16 protein-coding genes are annotated in these 17,744 nt (G+C 66.2%); 4 read left to right on the top strand and 12 right to left on the bottom strand.

Translation table 11 applies throughout. The annotated features are described in order from the left end of the window. Positions 1–48: 48 nt before the first annotated feature. Positions 49–603 (top strand): elongation factor P, encoded by a 555-nt coding sequence (efp, locus tag ACE3RQ_RS01985; protein WP_374519380.1) that lies wholly within the window; start codon positions 49–51, stop codon positions 601–603. 89 nt (positions 604–692) lie between these two features. Next, positions 693–1,562, top strand: coding sequence for a TIGR00730 family Rossman fold protein (locus ACE3RQ_RS01980; protein WP_374519378.1), 870 nt, complete (start codon positions 693–695; stop codon positions 1,560–1,562). Positions 1,563–1,598: 36 nt separating this feature from the next. Here ACE3RQ_RS01980 and ACE3RQ_RS01975 read toward each other — a convergent pair whose 3' ends face one another. From ACE3RQ_RS01975 to ACE3RQ_RS01965, 3 genes are read right to left on the bottom strand one after another with little or no spacing between them, the layout of a single operon-like run. Continuing rightward, positions 1,599–2,993 carry an efflux transporter outer membrane subunit gene (locus tag ACE3RQ_RS01975; RefSeq protein WP_374519376.1) on the bottom strand — a complete coding sequence of 465 codons (1,395 nt, stop codon included), beginning with the start codon at positions 2,991–2,993 and terminating at the stop codon, positions 1,599–1,601. Positions 2,994–3,000: 7 nt separating this feature from the next. Next, on the bottom strand, positions 3,001–6,147 hold the full coding sequence (locus tag ACE3RQ_RS01970) for an efflux RND transporter permease subunit (protein WP_374519374.1): 3,147 nt from the start codon (positions 6,145–6,147) through the stop codon (positions 3,001–3,003). Between the two features lie 12 nt (positions 6,148–6,159). Next, complete coding sequence (locus tag ACE3RQ_RS01965; protein WP_374519372.1) at positions 6,160–7,365, bottom strand: efflux RND transporter periplasmic adaptor subunit; 1,206 nt, start codon at positions 7,363–7,365, stop codon at positions 6,160–6,162. 180 nt (positions 7,366–7,545) lie between these two features. On the opposite strand from ACE3RQ_RS01965, the gene ACE3RQ_RS01960 reads away from it, so the two are divergent. Beyond that, positions 7,546–8,187, top strand: coding sequence for a TetR family transcriptional regulator (locus ACE3RQ_RS01960; RefSeq protein ID WP_374519370.1), 642 nt, complete (start codon positions 7,546–7,548; stop codon positions 8,185–8,187). 6 nt (positions 8,188–8,193) lie between these two features. Here the strand turns inward: ACE3RQ_RS01960 and ACE3RQ_RS01955 are convergent, their stop codons facing one another. From ACE3RQ_RS01955 to ACE3RQ_RS01920, 8 genes are read right to left on the bottom strand one after another with little or no spacing between them, the layout of a single operon-like run. Beyond that, a complete protein-coding gene (locus ACE3RQ_RS01955) occupies positions 8,194–9,360 on the bottom strand; it encodes an MFS transporter (protein WP_374519685.1) in 1,167 nt (388 codons plus the stop codon). A gap of 8 nt (positions 9,361–9,368) precedes the next feature. After that, a complete protein-coding gene (gene rmuC, locus ACE3RQ_RS01950; RefSeq protein WP_374519368.1) occupies positions 9,369–10,889 on the bottom strand; it encodes a DNA recombination protein RmuC in 1,521 nt (506 codons plus the stop codon). Then, positions 10,886–11,884: a 2-hydroxyacid dehydrogenase gene (locus ACE3RQ_RS01945; protein WP_374519366.1), complete on the bottom strand. Its 999-nt coding sequence runs from the start codon at positions 11,882–11,884 to the stop codon at positions 10,886–10,888. Before ACE3RQ_RS01945 ends, rmuC begins: the two co-directional genes overlap by 4 nt. Positions 11,885–11,918: 34 nt before the next feature. Then, the gene (locus tag ACE3RQ_RS01940; protein WP_374519364.1) at positions 11,919–13,337 is read right to left on the bottom strand and encodes a sodium:proton antiporter; all 1,419 of its coding nucleotides are present in this window, start codon (positions 13,335–13,337) and stop codon (positions 11,919–11,921) included. Positions 13,338–13,364: 27 nt separating this feature from the next. After that, entirely contained in the window at positions 13,365–13,712 is a 348-nt protein-coding gene (locus ACE3RQ_RS01935) for an FKBP-type peptidyl-prolyl cis-trans isomerase (RefSeq protein WP_374519362.1), read from the bottom strand. Positions 13,713–13,744: 32 nt separating this feature from the next. Then, positions 13,745–14,461: a nitroreductase gene (locus ACE3RQ_RS01930; RefSeq protein WP_374519360.1), complete on the bottom strand. Its 717-nt coding sequence runs from the start codon at positions 14,459–14,461 to the stop codon at positions 13,745–13,747. Continuing rightward, positions 14,458–14,898, bottom strand: a complete 441-nt coding sequence (locus tag ACE3RQ_RS01925) for an acyl-CoA thioesterase (protein ID WP_374519358.1) — start codon at positions 14,896–14,898, stop codon at positions 14,458–14,460. Before ACE3RQ_RS01925 ends, ACE3RQ_RS01930 begins: the two co-directional genes overlap by 4 nt. Beyond that, a complete protein-coding gene (locus ACE3RQ_RS01920; protein WP_374519356.1) occupies positions 14,895–15,875 on the bottom strand; it encodes a histone deacetylase in 981 nt (326 codons plus the stop codon). Before ACE3RQ_RS01920 ends, ACE3RQ_RS01925 begins: the two co-directional genes overlap by 4 nt. Positions 15,876–16,072: 197 nt before the next feature. On the opposite strand from ACE3RQ_RS01920, the gene ACE3RQ_RS01915 reads away from it, so the two are divergent. Then, on the top strand, positions 16,073–16,618 hold the full coding sequence (locus ACE3RQ_RS01915; protein ID WP_374519355.1) for a phasin family protein: 546 nt from the start codon (positions 16,073–16,075) through the stop codon (positions 16,616–16,618). A gap of 163 nt (positions 16,619–16,781) precedes the next feature. Here ACE3RQ_RS01915 and ACE3RQ_RS01910 read toward each other — a convergent pair whose 3' ends face one another. Further along, entirely contained in the window at positions 16,782–17,744 is a 963-nt protein-coding gene (locus ACE3RQ_RS01910; protein WP_374519353.1) for a patatin-like phospholipase family protein, read from the bottom strand.

The following is a 17,744-nucleotide window of genomic DNA, read 5'->3' as shown; positions in this document are numbered from 1 at the left end:
CCTCTGAGGTGAGGACCGCGGCCCCACCCTCCCTCGGAATCTCTCTTTATGAAAATCGCTCAAGAAATCCGCGCCGGCAACGTGATCATGCACGGCAAGGACCCCATGATTGTTCTGCGCACCGAATACGCCCGCGGTGGCCGCGGCGCCGCCACCGTGCGCATGAAGCTCAAGGGTCTGCTCGGCAACATCGGCACCGAAGTGGTGTTCAAGGCCGACGACAAGATGGACCAGATCATTCTGGACAAGAAGGAGTGCACCTACTCCTACTTCGCCGATCCCATGTATGTGTGCATGGACACCGAGTACAACCAGTACGAAGTGGAAGCCGAGAACATGGGCGACTCCCTGAACTACCTGGAAGACGGCATGGCCGTGGAAGTGGTGTTCTACGAAGGCAAGGCCATCTCGGTTGAACTGCCCACCACCATCGTGCGCGAAATCACCTGGACCGAACCCGCCGTGAAGGGCGATACCTCGGGCAAGGTGCTCAAGCCTGCCAAGATCGCCACCGGCTTCGAAGTTGCCGTGCCCCTGTTCGTGGAACAGGGCGACAAGATCGAAATCGACACCCGCACCGGCGAATACAAGAAGCGCGTCTGAACCCCGCGTCTCTATACTGACTCAAAAGGCTCCCACGGGAGCCTTTTGTGTTTCTCGCTGGTCTCACTTTCTTTGCGAAACCCTTGCCCATGGCACCCGAAATCATCACCGAAAGACGCCTGGCCGATGCATTGGCCGACCTGCAGGCCCAGGCCAGCAATGGCCTGAAGCTGCAGACCGACGCCTACCGCCTGGCGTTCGCCGACCCCGAGTTCCTGCTGCGCCGCGAGACCCGCGGCATTCGCTTCCAGCTGGAGATGCTCAAGCCCGACCTGGCCCAGATCGAGCTGGGCATCGAGAACACCATCGTGGTGTTCGGCAGCGCCCGCTTCCGCGAGCCCGCCGTGGCCCGTGAGCAGTTGGCTCAGGCCGAGGCCAGTGGCGACCCGGCCGCCATTACCCGCGCCCAGGCCCTGCTGCGCAACGCGCCCTACTACGACCACGCCCGTGAGTTCGCGCGCATCGTGGCCCGCTACAGCGCGCGCTGCCCACACGAAGACCAGCTCTACATCTGCACGGGCGGCGGCCCCGGCATCATGGAAGCGGCCAACCGCGGCGCGCAGGACGAAGGCGCTTTGAGCGTGGGCCTGAACATTGCCCTGCCACACGAGCAATCGGCCAATCCCTACATCTCACCGCAGCTCAGCTTCAAGTTCCACTACTTCGCGCTGCGCAAGATGCACTTCATGATGCGCGCCAAGGCGCTGGTGGCTTTCCCGGGTGGCTTCGGCACGCTGGACGAGCTGTTTGAGGTGATCACCCTGGTGCAGTGCAAGAAGGCCAAGCCGGTGCCCATCGTGCTGTTCGGCTCGTCTTACTGGAAGCGCCTGGTGAACTGGGACGTGCTGGTGGAAGAAGGCGTGATCTCGCCGGACGACCTGAAGCTGTTCACCATCGTGGATGAGCCCCAGGCCGCCTGGGAAGCGATTCAACGCTTCTACGAACTGCCCCCGGTGTAAGGGGCATGGGGCGGCCTGCTGGGCGCCCCATGGGCTTCACTCAGACCAGCCACCGCCCAGGGCGCGGTACAGCGCCACGCGGTTCTGCTGCAACGCCAGGCGCGATTGCGTCACCGCCTGCTGCGTGGCGAACAGCGATCGCTGCGCGTCCAACACGTCGAGGTAGCTGGCCACGCCATTGCGGTAGCGCAGCTCGGCCAGGCGGAAGCGGTCGGTCTCGGCCGTGAGCTGCGCCTGCTGGGCGCGCAACTGCTCGCCCAGGGTGGCTTGGCCCGCCAGGGCGTCGGCCACCTCTCGGAAGGCGGTTTGAATGGCCTTCTCGTACTGCGCCACGGCAATGTCGCGCCCGGCCTGAGCCGAGTCGAGCCCGGCGCGGTTGCGCCCGGCATCAAAGATCGGCAGCAAGGCCTGGGGCGCCAGCGTGAAGCCCCACGAGCCATCTTTGAACAAGCCGGAGAGGTCGCTGCTGGCGGTGCCCACCGAAGCAGTGAGCGAGATGCGCGGGAAGAAGGCCGCGCGAGCCGCGCCAATGTTGGCGTTGGCGGCCACCAGTTGCTGCTCGGCCTGGCGGATGTCGGCTCGGCGAGTGAGCAAGTCCGATGGCAAGCCCGCAGGCACGTCGGCCAGCACAGCCTCGGGCAAGGCGGCGTCGGCTTGGGTGGGAGACACCAGTTCCGACGGTGGCGTCTGCCCCAGCAACAGCGTCAAGGCGTTCAGGTCGAGGGCGCGCTGGCGCTCCTGCTGCGCCAGTGTGGCCTGGGCGGCAGCGGCCAGCGACTCGGCCTGGCGCAGGTCCAGGGCCGAAGCGGCGCCATTGTCAAAGCGCAGGCGGGTCAGGCGAAGGGAATCCTCGCGGGTGCGCAAAGTTTGGCGCGTCACGGCCAGTTGTTCCTCGTCGGCCTGCAGCGCCAGCCAGGTGCTGGCCACCTGGGCCACCAGACTGGTCTGCACAGCCTTGCGCGCCTCTTCGCTGGCCAGGTACTGGGCCAGCGCGACTTCCTTCAGGCTGGACAGGCGACCAAAGACGTCGATCTCCCAGGCGCTGGTGAGAAAGCCCACGCTGTAGGTGTCGGCGATGCCACCCTTGCCGTCGGGCTGACGGTTGCCGGTGAAGCCCGCGTTGACCGTGGGAAACTGGTTGGCCCGCTGGATCTGGTACTGCGCCCGCACCTGTTCGATGTTGAGCGCGGCCACGCGCAGGTCGCGGTTGTTCTGCAACGCCAGGCCGATCAACTGGCGCAGGCGCGCGTCGGTGACAAAGCGCGACCACGCCACATCGGCAGCGTTGCTTGACGCGCCCACCGGGGCCAGGGGATAGGCCGAGGCCACGGGCGGCTCAGGGCGCTCCAGCTTGGGAATCATCGAGCAGCCGGCCAGCACAGCAGCGGCGGCCACCACGCCCAAACGGGCACGAAGGGTAAAAGCGTTCATTGGCATGTCAGTGCACCCCATGTTGGCCGGCCATGTCGGCGTGGACACGGTGCTGGCGTGGCCCGCCCTTGAAGAGCGAGCGCACCACCACGAAGAAGATGGGCACGAACACCACCGCCAGCACGGTGCCGGTGAGCATGCCGCCGATCACGCCGGTGCCAATGGCACGCTGGCTGGCAGAGCTGGCGCCCGATGCAATGGCCAGGGGCAGCACGCCCAGCGTGAAGGCCAGTGACGTCATGATGATGGGGCGGAAGCGAAGGTGCGCCGCGGCCAGCGCCGCCTCGATCACGCTCTTGCCCTGGGCCTGCAGGTCCTTGGCGAACTCGATGATCAGGATGGCGTTCTTCGCCGATAGACCAATGATGGTGATCAGGCCCACCTGGAAGTAGACGTCGTTCGCATAGCCCCGCAACAAGGTGGACAGGAACACGCCCACCACGCCCAGCGGCACCACCATGATCACCGCCAGCGGAATCGTCCAGCTCTCGTACAAGGCGGCTAGGCACAGGAAAACCGCCAGGATGGCGAAGGCGTAGAGCACCACGGCTTGCGAACCGGCGAGTTTTTCTTCGCGCGATTGGCCCGTCCATTCAAAGCCGAAGCCCTGCGGCAATTGGCTGGCCAGCTTTTCCATTTCGGCCAGCGCATCGCCCGTGCTGTAGCCCGGCGCGGCGCCGCCGCTGATGCGCATGGACGGGTAGCCGTTGTAGCGCACGGTCTGCATGGGGCCGGTGATCCAGCGCGTGGAGGCAAAGGCCGACAGCGGCACCGCCTTGCCCTGGTTGTTCACCACGGTCAGGCGCAGCAGGTCCTCGGGCTGCATGCGGGCCGGTGCATCGGCCTGCACCACCACCCGTTGCAGGCGACCTTCGTTGGGGAAGTCGTTCACGTAGCTGGAGCCCAGCGAGGTGGCGATGGCCGAGTTGATGGCGTCAAAGCCCACGCCCAGCGCATTCGCTTTGTCGCGGTCAATGTCGATCTGCAGTTGCGGCGCGTCCTCCAGGCCGTCGGGGCGCACCTGGGTGAGCACCTTGCTTTGCGAGGCCGCGTAGAGCAACTGGTTGCGCGCGGCCAGCAGAGCGTCGCGGCCCAGGCCCGCACGGTCCTGCAGCCGGAAGGTGAAGCCGGAAGAGGCACCCAGTTCGGGAATCGGCGGCGGGTTCAGCGGAAAGATGAACGCATCGCGAATGCCAGACAAGGCCCCAAAGGCACGGCCGGCGATGGCATCAGCGGAACTGCCGGGTGCGTGGCGCTCGGCCCAGTCTTTGAGGGTGATGAAGGCTAGCGCCGCGTTCTGGCCCTGGCCCGAGAAGCTGAAGCCCAGCACGCTCACCATGCTCTGCACCTCAGGCTGCTGCAGCATGAAGCCTTCGACCTGCTGCATCACGTCCAGCGTGCGGTCAATCGTGGCACCCGGGGGCAGTTGCACGTTCACCAGCATCGTGCCCTGGTCTTCACCAGGCAGGAATGAGGTGGGCAGGCGCTTGTAGACCACCACGGCCGCGCCGATGATGGCCAGGTACACGATCAGCGTGCGCCCGGCGCGCGGCAGCAGCTTGGCCACGCCGCCTTCGTAGCGCTTGGCGGTGCGCGAGAACGCCCGGTTGAACCAGCCGAAGAAGCCCTTCTTCTCGTGGTGGTGGCCAGCCTCAACAGGCTTGAGCAGCGTGGCGCACAGGGCCGGCGTGAGCGACAGCGCCATGAAGGCCGAGAACGCGATGGACACGGCCATCACGGCCGCGAACTGGCGGTAGATGTTGCCCACCGAGCCACTGAAGAAGGCCAGGGGCACGAACACCGAGATCAGCACCACCGTCACGCCGACGATGGCGCCTGAGATCTGGCCCATGGCCTTGCGCGTGGCCTGCAAAGGCGGCAAGCCCTCTTCGCTCATGATGCGTTCGACGTTCTCCACCACCACGATGGCGTCGTCCACCACGATGCCGATCACCAGCACCATGCCGAACATGGTGAGCACGTTGATCGAGAAGCCCATGGCCAGCAGCGCGGCGAAGGTACCCAGCAGGGCCACCGGCACCACCACCGTGGGGATGATGGTGTAGCGGAAGTTCTGCAGGAACAGGAACATCACCAGGAACACCAGCAGGATGGCTTCGCCCAAGGTCTTGGCCACTTGCTCGATGGAGATCTTCACGAAGCGCGAGCTGTCGTAGGGGATGTCCCAGGTCATGCCCGCCGGGAAGAACTTCTCCAGTTCGGCCATCTTGGCGCGCACCGCATTGGCCGTGGCCAGCGCGTTGCCGCTGGGCGAGAGCTGCACACCGATACCAGTGGAGGGCTTGCCGTTCAAGCGCGCCGAGGTGGCGTACGACTGCGCCCCCAGTTCAATGCGGGCCACGTCTTTCAGGCGCACGGTGGAGCCATCGGCATTGGCGCGCAGCACGATGTTGCCGAATTGTTCGGTGGTGCTGAGCTGACCGTTCACCACCACGGTGGCGGCAATCGCCTGCCCCGCCACGTTGGGCAGGGCGCCGATTTCACCGGCCGACACCTGCGCGTTCTGGGCGCGGATGGCGGCGTTCACGTCGGCCGCGCTCAGGTTGAAGCCCAGCAACTTGGCTGGGTCAATCCAGATGCGCATGGCGCGCTCGGTGCCGAAGAGCTGGGCCTGGCCCACGCCGGGCAGGCGCTGCAGCTCGGGCACCACGCTGCGCGAGGCAAAGTCACCCAAGGCCACCGGGTCCCACTTCGGGTCGTCGCTGGACAGGATGGCGAACAGCAGGAAGTTGTTGCGCGACTTGTCCACGCGCACGCCCTGCTGCGTCACCGCTGAGGGCAGGCGCGGCTCGGCGCGGGCCAGGCGGTTTTGCACGTCCACCTGCGCCAGGTCGGCGTTGGTGCCGGGCTGAAAGCTCAGCGTGATCGAGCCGGTGCCGTTGGCTTGGGCCACCGACTCCATGTAGATGAGGCCGGGCGAGCCGTTCATCTCTTGTTCAATCACCGACAACACCGAGTCTTCCAGTGTCTTGGCGGAAGCGCCGGGGTAGGTGGCGTTGATGATGATGGACGGCGGCGCCACCGGTGGGTATTGCGCAATCGGCAACTGCGTGATGGCCACGCCGCCAATCACCATGATGAACAGCGCGATCACCCACGCGAAGATGGGCCGGTCAATGAAGAATTTCGCCATGTCGCGCGCTCCTTAGCTCGCCTTGGCCGGGGCCGCGGCGGCGGGCTTGGCACCCGGCGGCGTCCACGGCACGGCCTTCACCGCCACGCCCGGGCGCAGCTTCTGGAAGCCATCCACCATCACCTGCTCGCCCGCTTTCAGGCCATCGGTGACGATCCACTGACCGTTCTGCTGGCCGCTCACCTTCACCGGGCGCGGCGCGACCTTACCCTCGGCATCCACCACCATCACCGAATCGCCCTGGGCGCTGCGGGTCACGGCCTGCTGAGGCAGTGCGATGGCGTTGACGGCGGTCGCCTGCTCCAGGCGCACACGAACGTACAGACCCGGCAGCAGCGTGCCCTCGGCATTGGGCACCTCGGCGCGAAGGGTGATCTGGCCGGTGGCGCTGTCCACCGTCAAGTCGGAGAACAGCAGGCGGCCAGGCTTGGAATACTCGGTACCGTCTTCCAGCACCACCTTCACGCTGGCCGCCTCCTGGCCGGCGCCCTTCAGTTGTCCGGCGGCCAAGGCGCGCTTGAGGCGGTACACCTCAGACGCCGACTGGGTGAAGTTCACGTACATGGGGTGAATTTGCTGGATCAAGGCCAGTTGCGTGGCCTCGCCCTGCCCCACCAACGCGCCTTCGGTCACCAAGGCGCGGCCGATACGACCTGAAATGGGAGCGGTCACGCTGGCGTAGCCCAGGTTGATGCTGGCCGTCTGCACCGCCGCCTTGCCAGCGGCCACGTCGGCCTCGGCGGCCTTTTGCGCGGCCACGGCGTTGGCGTATTCCTGCTGGCTCACGGCGTTTTCCTTCACCAACGGCGCGTAGCGCTCGGCCAGCGCCTTGGACTGGGCCAGGTTGGCTTCGGCGCGCGCCAGTGAAGCGCGGGCGCTTTGCAGGGCCGCCTCGTACGGCGCTGCGTCGATCGAGAACAGTGCCTGCCCGGCCTTCACGTCACTGCCTTCGCGGAACAGGCGCTTCTGCAAAATGCCCGCGGCGCGAGCGCGCACCTGCGCCACACGCGAGGCCTCCAGCCGGCCCGGCAATTCATTGAGCAAGCCCACCTCACCCAACTGAACCGTGACCACGCCCACCTCAGGCGGCGGCATGCCACCACCGGGAGGCGCGGCGGCCTTGTCACCGCCACCACAGGCGGTCAGGGCCGCCGCCAGAGCAACGATGGAGAGTGTCTTGCCAGCATTCAGAGACAAAAAAGGGCGCAGGGCAGGCATGAAAGTCCTCGGCTGAGAAATGGGGGGGATGGGCCGGGCGACCCAGGCGCGTCAAGTATGGAACACCACCGATGCAGACGCATGACGCCAGGCGGGCCAAAGCGCGGCAGTATACATACATCCATGAATGTATGTATAGTTGCGAGGCTATTCGTTTTGTGAACAAACCGCTGGGCTGCCATGGTTCGACGCACCAAATCCGATGCGCTGGTCACGCGCAACAAGCTCCTCGATGCCGCAGAACAACTGTTTCAGCGGCAGGGCGTCGCGCGCACCAGCCTGAATGACATTGCCATCGCCGCGGGCACCACGCGCGGGGCCATCTACTGGCACTTCAAGGACAAGGCCGATCTGTTCAACGCCATGATCGAGCGGGTCACCCTCCCGCTGGAGGCCGCCATTGCCGGCACCGGCTGCGCAGCTGCCAATGGCAAACCTTCTTTGCCCGCCTTGCGCGAGACCATGCTCGGCGCGCTCAAGCAGACCGCCACCGATGAGCACACCCGCCGCGTGTTCGAGGTGGCCACCCACAAGGTGGAGTACGTGCCGGAAATGCAAGCGGTGCGAGACCGTCACCTGTTTGTGCGCAACGCCTGCATGGCACAGACCGAAACCGCCTTGGACGCCATTGCCAAGCAACATGGCATCGCTCTGCCCATGCCCGCCCGCACCGCCGCGCTGGGCTTGCATGTGCTGCTGGACGGCCTGATCCAGAACTGGCTGCTCGACCCGGACGCCTTCGATCTGGTGCGTCAGGGCGAACAGGTGCTCGACACCTTCCTCACGGGCCTGGGCCTGGACCCTTCCAAGCTCCAGGGCTGACGAAGCTCAGTCGCCGAGTCGATGTGGCTCAGGCGCCGGCACCGAGAGGCCGAACGCCAGGCGCGAGCCCAGCCCCACCACGGCGCCCACGCACCAGAACACCACGCCCACGCCCACCAACGCGCCAGCCGTGCCGAACAACATGGGCATGAGCACGCTGGAACCGTTGATGGTCATTGAGCGAAGGCCCAGTGCCTCGCCGTGGCGGTGCGGTGGGGTCATCTGGTGCATCGAGCTCATGATCATGGGCTGCACCGAACCCAGCGAAACGCCCAGCAGCACCGACAGGGCCGCCATCGTCCAGGCGCCGGGCGCAAAGGGATAGAGCCCGAACAGCACCGCCGTGACCACCATGGCCGAGCCGATCACCACCCGCTCGTGCAAGCGCGCGGCCAGCCAGGGCATGAGCAAGCGAATGGCGGTGGCCGCCAGGGCAAACGAGCCCAGAATCGCACCGATGGCGCTGGCGCTCAGACCGCGCTCATGGCCAATGACCGGCACCAGAAAGGTGTGCACGTCCCAGCAGGACGAGAGCATCCAGTTGATGCCCATCAGGCGGCGAAACGCCGATGCCTTGAGCAGGTCCCAGGACGACCCCTTCTTCTGCCCCGGCTGGGCCACCACGCGCGGCAGTTCGGTGACACCCCGCAAACCCAGCAGTGCCAGCAAGGGCACCAGCGACAGCAACAGGAAAGCTGCGCGAAAGCCCGCCGCGTCAATGACCAGACCCGCCACCAGCGGGCCAAGAAAGTTGGAGATGGACGGGGCCACCGCCATCCAGCTGAACACCTGCTTGAGTTCCGTGGCGCCCTGCGCCAACCGGCCCACGTGGCGTTGCAAGGCAATGAGCGCCAGCCCGGCGGCGGCGCCGCAGCTCAGGGCCGTGAGGCACAGCACTGGGTAGATGGGCCAGATGGCCGATGGCAAGGCCCCCAGCACCGCCGTGACCACCGCGACGCGGATCGGACGCCGCAGGCCGTGCCGGTCGGTGAAGCGCCCGGCCGGCAGGGCCAGAAACACCTGAGACAAGGCGAACAAAGCCAGCAGCACGCCCACGGCGGCCGGGCTGAAACCTTCGCGCAAGGCCATCAGCGGGGCGGCCATGCGAAAGCCCGTCATGCAGGCATGCAGGCAGACTTGGGTGGCGATCAGCCGGGCCAGTACCGCGCGCAACTCGCCGGTCAAAGATCGCCTCTCTCGTTGGGGTCCAGCGGCAGCAAAGCCCCAGCCTGATCCGCCGGGAGCGCCTCCACCGACTTTAGCGCGCGGCCCATGGCACGGCTGCGCACCTCGGCCGCGTCCAGCGTGTTGAGCACGGTCTGGGTCTGGTTCTTGACCTTGGCCAGCACGTCACCGAACTTGCCGAACTCGGTCTTGACCGCCCCCAGCACTTGCCACACCTCGCTGGAGCGTTTCTCAAGCGCCAAGGTGCGAAAGCCCATCTGCAGCGAATTGAGCATGGCCATGAGCGTGGTGGGCCCGGCCAGCGTGACGCGGTGGTCGCGCTGCAGCGACTCCATCAGGCCGGGGCGGCGCAGCACCTCGGCGTACAGGCCCTCGGTGGGCAGGAACAGGATGGCGAAGTCGGTGGTGTGCGGCGGCTCCAGGTACTTCTCGGCCATGGACCTGGCCTCCAGCCGGATGCGCTGCTCCAGCCCCCGCGCCGCCAATTCGGCACCTTCGGCATCGGCGCGCTGCTGGGCGTCGAGCAAGCGCTCGTAGTCTTCGTTGGGGAACTTGGCGTCAATCGGCAACCAGCAAGGTTGCCCGTCCTCGCCTCGCCCTGGCAGCTTGATGGCGAAATCCACCACGTTGCGACTGCCCGGGCGCGTGGCCACCTGGGTGGCGTACTGGTCGGGCGCGAACACTTGCTCCAGCAGGGCCGCGAGCTGCGCCTCGCCAAACATGCCTCGGGTCTTCACGTTGGTGAGCAGGTGCTTGAGGTCGCCCACGCCCTGGGCCAGCGTCTGCATTTCGCCCAGGCCTTTGTGCACCTGCTCCAGCCGATCGGCCACCTGCTTGAAGCTCTCGCCCAGGCGCGCCTGCAGGGTGGTCTGCAGCTTTTCGTCCACCACCGCGCGCATTTCGTCCAGCTTCACCGCGTTGCTCTGCTGGAGCGAAGCCATTTGCGCCTCCAGCGTGGCGCGCATCTCGGTGAGGCGGCGCTCGTTGCTCTCCATCAGCGAGCGCAGTTGCTGGGTAAGGGTGTCACCCAGCGTGCCGCGCAACTGCACCAGTTGCTGCGCGAAAGCGTCGATCTGCGCGTTCTGCGTGCGCGTGGCCTCGGCCGCCTGCTGGTTCATGGCCAGGCCCAGTGCCTGTAGCTGCGCCGTGAGCGTGTCGCCCAGGGTGCCGCGCAGTTGCAGCAGTTGCTGGGCAAAGGCGTCGAGCTGGGCGTTCTGGGTTCGGGTGGACTCGGCCGACTGGCGCGAGACCGCCTCTTGAAAGGTGGTGAGCGTGAGCTGCAATTCCTGGCGCGCCCCGCGCGAAGACTCGGCCACCTCGCGGCGCAACTCGGTCTCCAGGCGCTCCAGGCGCTGCTGCTGTGCGGCGGCCATGGCCTGCAGCTGCTGCGCCAGGGCCTCGCGCTGCGCCTGCTCTTGCGGATCGGGCCCACGCCGCCGCCAACCCGAGATCACCACCGCCACCAGCGTCAGCAAGGCCAACGCCAGCAGCACCCAGAAACCCACCGTGTCCGTCATTCGCGGGCGCCCTTTCCAATGATCTCGGCGTTCAGCGGCGTGATCGGCCGGCCTTCGGTGAGGTAGGCGATCACGTTGTCAGCGGCCAGCTTGGCCATGGCCCGGCGCGTCTGCAGGGTGGCGCTGGCGATGTGCGGGGTGAGCACCACGTTGGGCACGGTGAGCAGGTCGGGGTGCACCTTGGGCTCACCTTCAAACACGTCCAGACCAGCGGCGGCAATGCGCCGCTCGCGCAGGGCCTGGGCCAGGGCCGCGTCGTCCACGATGCCGCCACGCGCGATGTTCACCAGGGTGGCGGTGGATTTCATCTGGGCGATTTCGGCCGCGCCGATGGCGTGGTGGTTCTCGGCGCTGTAGGGCAGCACCAGGATCAGGTGGTCGGCTTCGCGCAGCAGCGTGGCCTTGTCCACGTACCGGGCACGGCACTCGGCCTCGGTGGCGGCGTCAAGGCGTGAGCGGTTGTGGTAGATCACCTTCATGCCGAAGCCCAGCGCACCGCGCCGGGCGATGGCCTGGCCGATGCGGCCCATGCCGAGGATGCCCAGCGTGCTGCCGTGCACCTCGGCACCAGCGAACATGTCCAGCGACCAGCGGTTCCATTGACCGGCGCGCAGGAAATGCTCGCTCTCGGTCAGGCGGCGCGCCGTGGCCATGATCAGCGCAAAGCCGAAGTCGGCCGTGGTCTCGGTGAGCACATCCGGCGTGTTGGTGGCCAGCACACCCGCGGCGCTGAGGGCCGGCACGTCGAAGTTGTTGAAGCCCACCGCGATGTTGGCCACCACCCGCAACTGCGGGCAAGCCGCCGCCACGGCGGCATCAATTCGCTCGCTGCCCGTGGTCAGCGCCCCCACCTTGCCTTGCAGGCGCTCGATGAGCTGCGCCGGTGAATACACATCATCGGTGTCGTTCATCTCGACTTCGAAGTGCGCCCGAAGGTGATCGACGATGTCGGGGAACACCTTGCGGGCAATCAGGATGGCGGGTTTGCTGGGCATGGGCAATGTCTCCTTTTTTTGATGGTCAAACGCGTCAGACGAACCAGATCCAGGTCATGAGGGCGAACAGCGGCACCAGGATGCCGAACGACCAGGCCATGTAACCAAAGAAGCTGGGCATCTTCACGCCACGGTCTTCGGCAATGGCCTTGACCATGAGGTTGGGCGCATTGCCGATGTAGGTGTTGGCGCCCATGAACACGGCACCAGCCGACACGGCCACCAGCACCGGCGCGAGCGTGGTCATCAGCACCGCCGGGTCGCCCCCCGCGGTGTTGAAGAACACCAGGTAGGTGGGCGCGTTGTCCAGGAACGAGCTGAGCGCGCCCGTGGCCCAGAAGTACATGGCCGTGTTGGGCGAGCCATCGGCGTTGGTCACGGCGCGCACCACCGCGCCAAACGGGCCGTCCACGCCAGCCTTGAGCATGGCGATGACAGGGATGATGGTGAGGAAGATGGCCGCGAACAGCTTGGCCACCTCTTGCATGGGGCCCCAGCCGAACTGGTTGCCCTCGTGAGCGCTGGCCGGCGTGATCTTCAGCGACACCAGGGCCACCACGATCAGGCCAATGTCGCGCACGATGCCTGGCAGACCCACTTCGGTGCCGGCCACGTTGAACACCACCGACGACTTCCACAGGCCGCTCAAGAGCACCAGCCCCACCACCACGCCCAGCAGCAGGAAGTTCACCCCGCCTTCGAAGCCCACGCGGCGCGTATCGGGCGTCGGGTCCACCGGGCGGACCTCTTCGCGCTTGTGGTAGTACCACCAGTCAATCGCATAGAACAGCGCCAGCAGGATACCGACCAGAAACAGCGTCTGCGGCCACAAGTGGGTGACCGTCCAGAAAAAGTCAACGCCCTTGAGGAAGCCCAGGAACAGCGGCGGATCGCCCAGTGGCGTGAGCGCGCCACCGGCGTTGGAGACGATGAAGATGAAAAACACCACCACGTGCACCTGGTGCTTGCGGTTGTCGTTGGCGCGAATCAGCGGGCGGATCAGCAGCATCGAGGCACCGGTGGTGCCCATGAAGCTGGCCAGGAAGGCCCCCAACGCCAGCAAGCCGGTGTTCAAACCGGGGCTGCCATGCAGGTTGCCCCGCACGAAAATGCCGCCTGCCACGGTGAACAAGGCCGTGAGCAAGATGATGAACGGCACGTACTCGGCCAGCGCCGCGTGCACCACCGCCTGCCCCGTGGCCGCCGGCCCGAAGGTCACGGCAAAAGGCACCAGAAAGGCCAGTGCCCAGGCCGCGGCCACCTTGCCGAAGTGGTGGTGCCAGAAGATCGGCGCCAGCAGGGGCACCAGGGCAATCGACAGCAGCACGCCGGCGAACGGAATGCCCCACCACACCGCGAGCTGACGGCCATCCAGTTCGGCCGCGCCCGCCACCAACGGTCCCAACGCCAGCGTCAGCGCCAGGGCGGCGCTGCGCCATTTTTTGTTTTGCATCATCGTCTCCAAGGGCCGGTTGTGCGATCAGACCGCGAGCAGGTCCACCTCGAACAACAGGGTGGCGTTGGGCGGAATCACGCCGCCTGCGCCGCGCGCGCCGTAACCCAGTTGCGGCGGAATCACCAGGCGGCGCGTGCCACCCACAGCCATGCCCTGCACGCCTTCGTCCCAGCCCTTGATGACATGACCGGCGCCCAGCGGAAACTCGAACGGCTGGCCACGGTCTTTGCTGGAGTCGAACTTGGCGCCTTGCACGCCGTTGTTGAACAGCCAGCCGGTGTAGTGCACCTGCACGGGGCGACCGGCCTGGGCGACTTCGCCCTGGCCAACCACGGTGTCTTCGTATTGCAGGCCGCTGGGGGTGGTGATCATGGAATGCTCCTGTGGGTCAAATGAAAAAGGAATCAAAGCCAGGTGGTGAACGATTCCACCGGCACGCGGGGCGTGTGGAAGGTGTTCACCAGGGCGTCGGGGTCGGCATAGCCCAGGGACATGCCGCACACCAGCATTTCCTGGTCGCTGGCGCCAATGTGCGGACGGATGATGCTGACGTAATCGTTCCAGGCGGCCTGAGGGCAGGTGTGCAGGCCATGACCGCGCGCGGCCACCATGATGTTCTGCAGGAACATGCCGTAATCCACCAGCGAGCCGCGGCCCATGACGCGGTCAATGGTGAACATCAGGCCCACCGGGGCATCAAAGAAGCGGAAGTTGCGCTGGTGCTGCTCGTGCATGCGGTCTTTGTCGGCCTTGCCGATGCCCAGCAGACCGTACAGACCCCACCCGTTTTCACGGCGGCGGTCGATGTAGGGGCTGACCCACTGCTGTGGGTAGTAGTCGTACTCTTCCTGGTACTGCGCCTTGAGCGCGGGGTCGGCGCGCACCGCGTCATGCGCAGCGCAGACCTTGGCCACCAACTCGTCACGTGAGGCGCCTTGCAACACATAGACGCGCCAGGGCTGGGTGTTGGTGCCCGATGGCGCACGGCTGGCCACCTGCAGGATGTGCTCGATGGTCTCGCGCGGCACCGGCTTGGGCAGGAAGGCGCGGGCCGACATGCGGCTGGTGATGGCGGCGTCAACACTGGCCGCGTCGATCACGGCCTGGGGGTTGGTGGTCATTTCAATGTCTCCAGGGTGGTTTTCAAGGCTTCTGGCAAAGGAACCGGTCGGCGCGTGTGCCGATCCACGTACACGTGCACGAAATGACCGCAGGCCGCGCTCAGCGGCTCGCCTTCGGCGAACAGCCCCACTTCGTAGCGAACACTCGACGAGCCCAGGTGCGCCACACGCAAGCCAGCTTCCACGTTCTGCGGAAACGCCAGCGGCGCGAAGTAGTTGCACTGGGTCTCAATGACCAGACCAATCACCGACCCTTGGTGAATGTCAAGCGCGCCGGCCTCAATCAGGTGGGCGTTCACCGCGGTGTCGAACCAGCTGTAATAGACGACGTTGTTGACGTGCCCGTACACATCGTTATCGGCCCAACGGGTGCCGATGGTGCGGAACACGCGGAAGTCTTCGCGGGGACGGGGCTGGGGTCGGGCTGGCGCGGTCATGGCCGGGCATTGTGCCAGCGCCCATCCACCCCCTCTGTCACCGCGGTCGGCGCCGTCCAGCGGCGCAGGTAAGCCCGCGCCACCCGGTAGGTGTTCACCTGAACGGCCACGGTGGCCTCCAGGTCGTGGCCATAACCGCCGCCCATGGCCATGGCCACCGGCAGGCGGCGCTGCCAGGCCCAGTCCATCACGCGGCGGTCGCGTGCCTCCAGCCCGTCAAAGCTCAGGCGCAAACGACCCAGCCGATCCCCCTCGTGCGGATCGGCGCCGGCCAGGTACAGCACCAGCTCAGGCTCGAAGCGGTGCGACAGCTCGTCTAGAGCGTGGTCCAGTGCGGCCAGGTACTCGTCGTCGCCGCAGCCATCGGGCAGCTCCACGTCCAGGTCGCTCGGTTCCTTGCGGAAGGGGAAGTTCTTGGCCCCGTGCATCGACAAGGTGAACACGCTCGGGTCATTCGCAAAGATGCGAGCCGTGCCATTGCCCTGGTGCACGTCCAGGTCAACGATGACCACGCGCAAGGTGCCTCGACCACGGTGCAAGCGCGCGTGCTCGGCCTGCATCAGGCGGGCCGCCACGGCGAAATCGTTGAACACACAGAAGCCCCCACCTTTGTCGGCGTGGGCATGGTGGGTGCCGCCCGCCAGATTGGCCGCGATGCCTCCGTGGGCCATCACGTGCCGGCAAGCCTGCAAGGTAGCCCCCACCGAGCGGCGCGCGCGCTCGGCCATGGCGGGGCTCCAGGGAAAACCAATTTCGCGCTGGGCCGCTGGCGGCAACGTGCCCTGCGCCACGGCCGCGATATAGGCGGGGGTGTGCACCAGCGCCAGTTCGCCATCGGTGGCGGGCAGTGCCTCGTTCAAGGCGATGTCGGGCAACTCGGCCGCCAGGCGCTCGCGCAGGCGGGCGTACTTGGCCATGGGAAAACGGTGCCCCTGGGGCAGTGGCAAGACGAAATGGTCGGCATAGAAGGCGTGCACCGCGAGATTGTGGCCAGGCGCGAATGCCACAGTGCCTTGCCCGCTTATGGCCATGCCTTGGTGGCCGCTCGTCGCCAAATTGCTGCACCGCAACAAAAACACTTGCAGTCGATGCCCGTCTCCCCAATAATTCGACTCATGTTGCACCGCAACAAAACCCGAATCCCTTGATTCACCACCCTCTCAGGAGCCTGAACATGCTGACCGCCGAACAAATCGTCGCCGCCCAGAAAGCCAACATCGAGACCCTCTTCGGCCTGACCCAGAAGGCTTTCGAAGGTGTGGAGAAGCTGGTTGAGCTGAACCTGCAAGCCACCAAGGCCGCGCTGGCCGAATCCGCCAACAGCACCCAGGCGCTGCTGAGCGTGAAGGACGCCCAGGAACTGCTGGCCCTGCAAACCAGCCTGCTGCAGCCCATGGCCGAAAAGACCGTGGCCTACAGCCGCCACCTGTACGACATCGCTTCCGGCACCGGCGCCGAATTCACCAAGGCCGCCGAAGCCAACGCCGTGGACGCCCAGAAGAAAATCATGGCCGTGGTGGACAACGCCTCCAAGAACGCCCCCGCCGGTTCCGAAACCGCCGTGGCCGTGATCAAGAGCGCTGTCTCCGCCGCCAACAACGCCATGGAATCGGTGCAGAAGGCTGTGAAACAAGCCACCGAAATGGCCGAAGCCAACTTCAACACGGTCACCGCCACCGCTGTCAACGCCACCAAGACGGCCGCGGCCAAGAAGCGCTGATCGTCGACGGGGCGTGCGGATACCTTGATCCCGATCAAAGCATCTGGTCTTGAAACCAGGCACCATTGCCCCATCTTCTAGTTGTCTCCTCGGGTCCTTTTCGAAACACCGTTTCATCGGACCCCTTCAAACCCTCACCGCCCGGTGAGGGTTTTTTTTCGCCTCAGGCAGGGCGAAGCCGGGCCAGTTGGGCCTTCAGCTGCGGCAACGCCGCCTGCATGGCAGCACGCCCCGCCACGATGGATCGTTGCCGGGCCGAAAAATCGGCGCTGCCCACGCCCTTCAGGGCCGGCCGCACCACCACTTCGGCATCGGCCAATTCGTGGCGGTTGATGCTCTGCCCCATGATGGCAAAGGTTTGCAACAAGATCTGCACACTGCCGTTGGACGCATTGCCATCAGGTGGGCTGGAAATGTCCACCGCCAACACCACCTCGGCGCCCATGTCGCGCGCCTGGCGCACCGGCACAGGGGCCACCAGGCCGCCGTCCACGTAGTCGCGGCCAGCAATCGTCACCGGCGTGAAGACGCCCGGCACAGCGCTGGAGGCCCGCACCGCCAAGGCAGTGTCCCCCCGACGGAACAGCACACCCTGGCCGTTGGACAGATCGGTGGCCAGCACACCCAGCGGCAGCTTCATTTGCTCGATCAGCTTGCCGTCCACCGCCTTGCGCACGTAGCGGCTTAGCGCTTCGCCGCGCAACATGCCCCGCCCGAGGATGGGCAAGGTCCAGTCGGTCAGCGTAGCCTCTTCCATGGTGAGCGCGGCCTTTTCCAGTTGGGCGCCGCTCATGCCGCTGGCGTACATGGCGGCCACCAAGCTGCCGGCCGATGTGCCCACCACCAGGTCAGGACGGATGCCGGCCTGCTCCAGCACTTGGATCACGCCCACGTGTGCAAATCCTCGCGCAGCACCGCCACCCAGCGCCAAACCCAGGCGAGGTGCGCGCTGGGGCGGCTGAACCACGGGCGGCGGGGCCGTGGGACGGACTTCGGCCTCGGTCGTGGCGCCCGTGTCGACCGTGGTGGCCGGCGGCAGGGCGCTGCAACCGGCCAAGGCCAGCACGGCCAAAAGCCCCCAACGGCGGATAAAGTTATTGAGAACAATTCGCGTTAGTGTTAGCAT

This window comes from Hydrogenophaga sp. (assembly GCF_041913525.1).
Classification (GTDB): domain Bacteria; phylum Pseudomonadota; class Gammaproteobacteria; order Burkholderiales; family Burkholderiaceae_C; genus Hydrogenophaga.
Note: the sequence above shows the minus strand (reverse complement) of the source record. Positions and strands in the feature narration are given on the sequence as shown.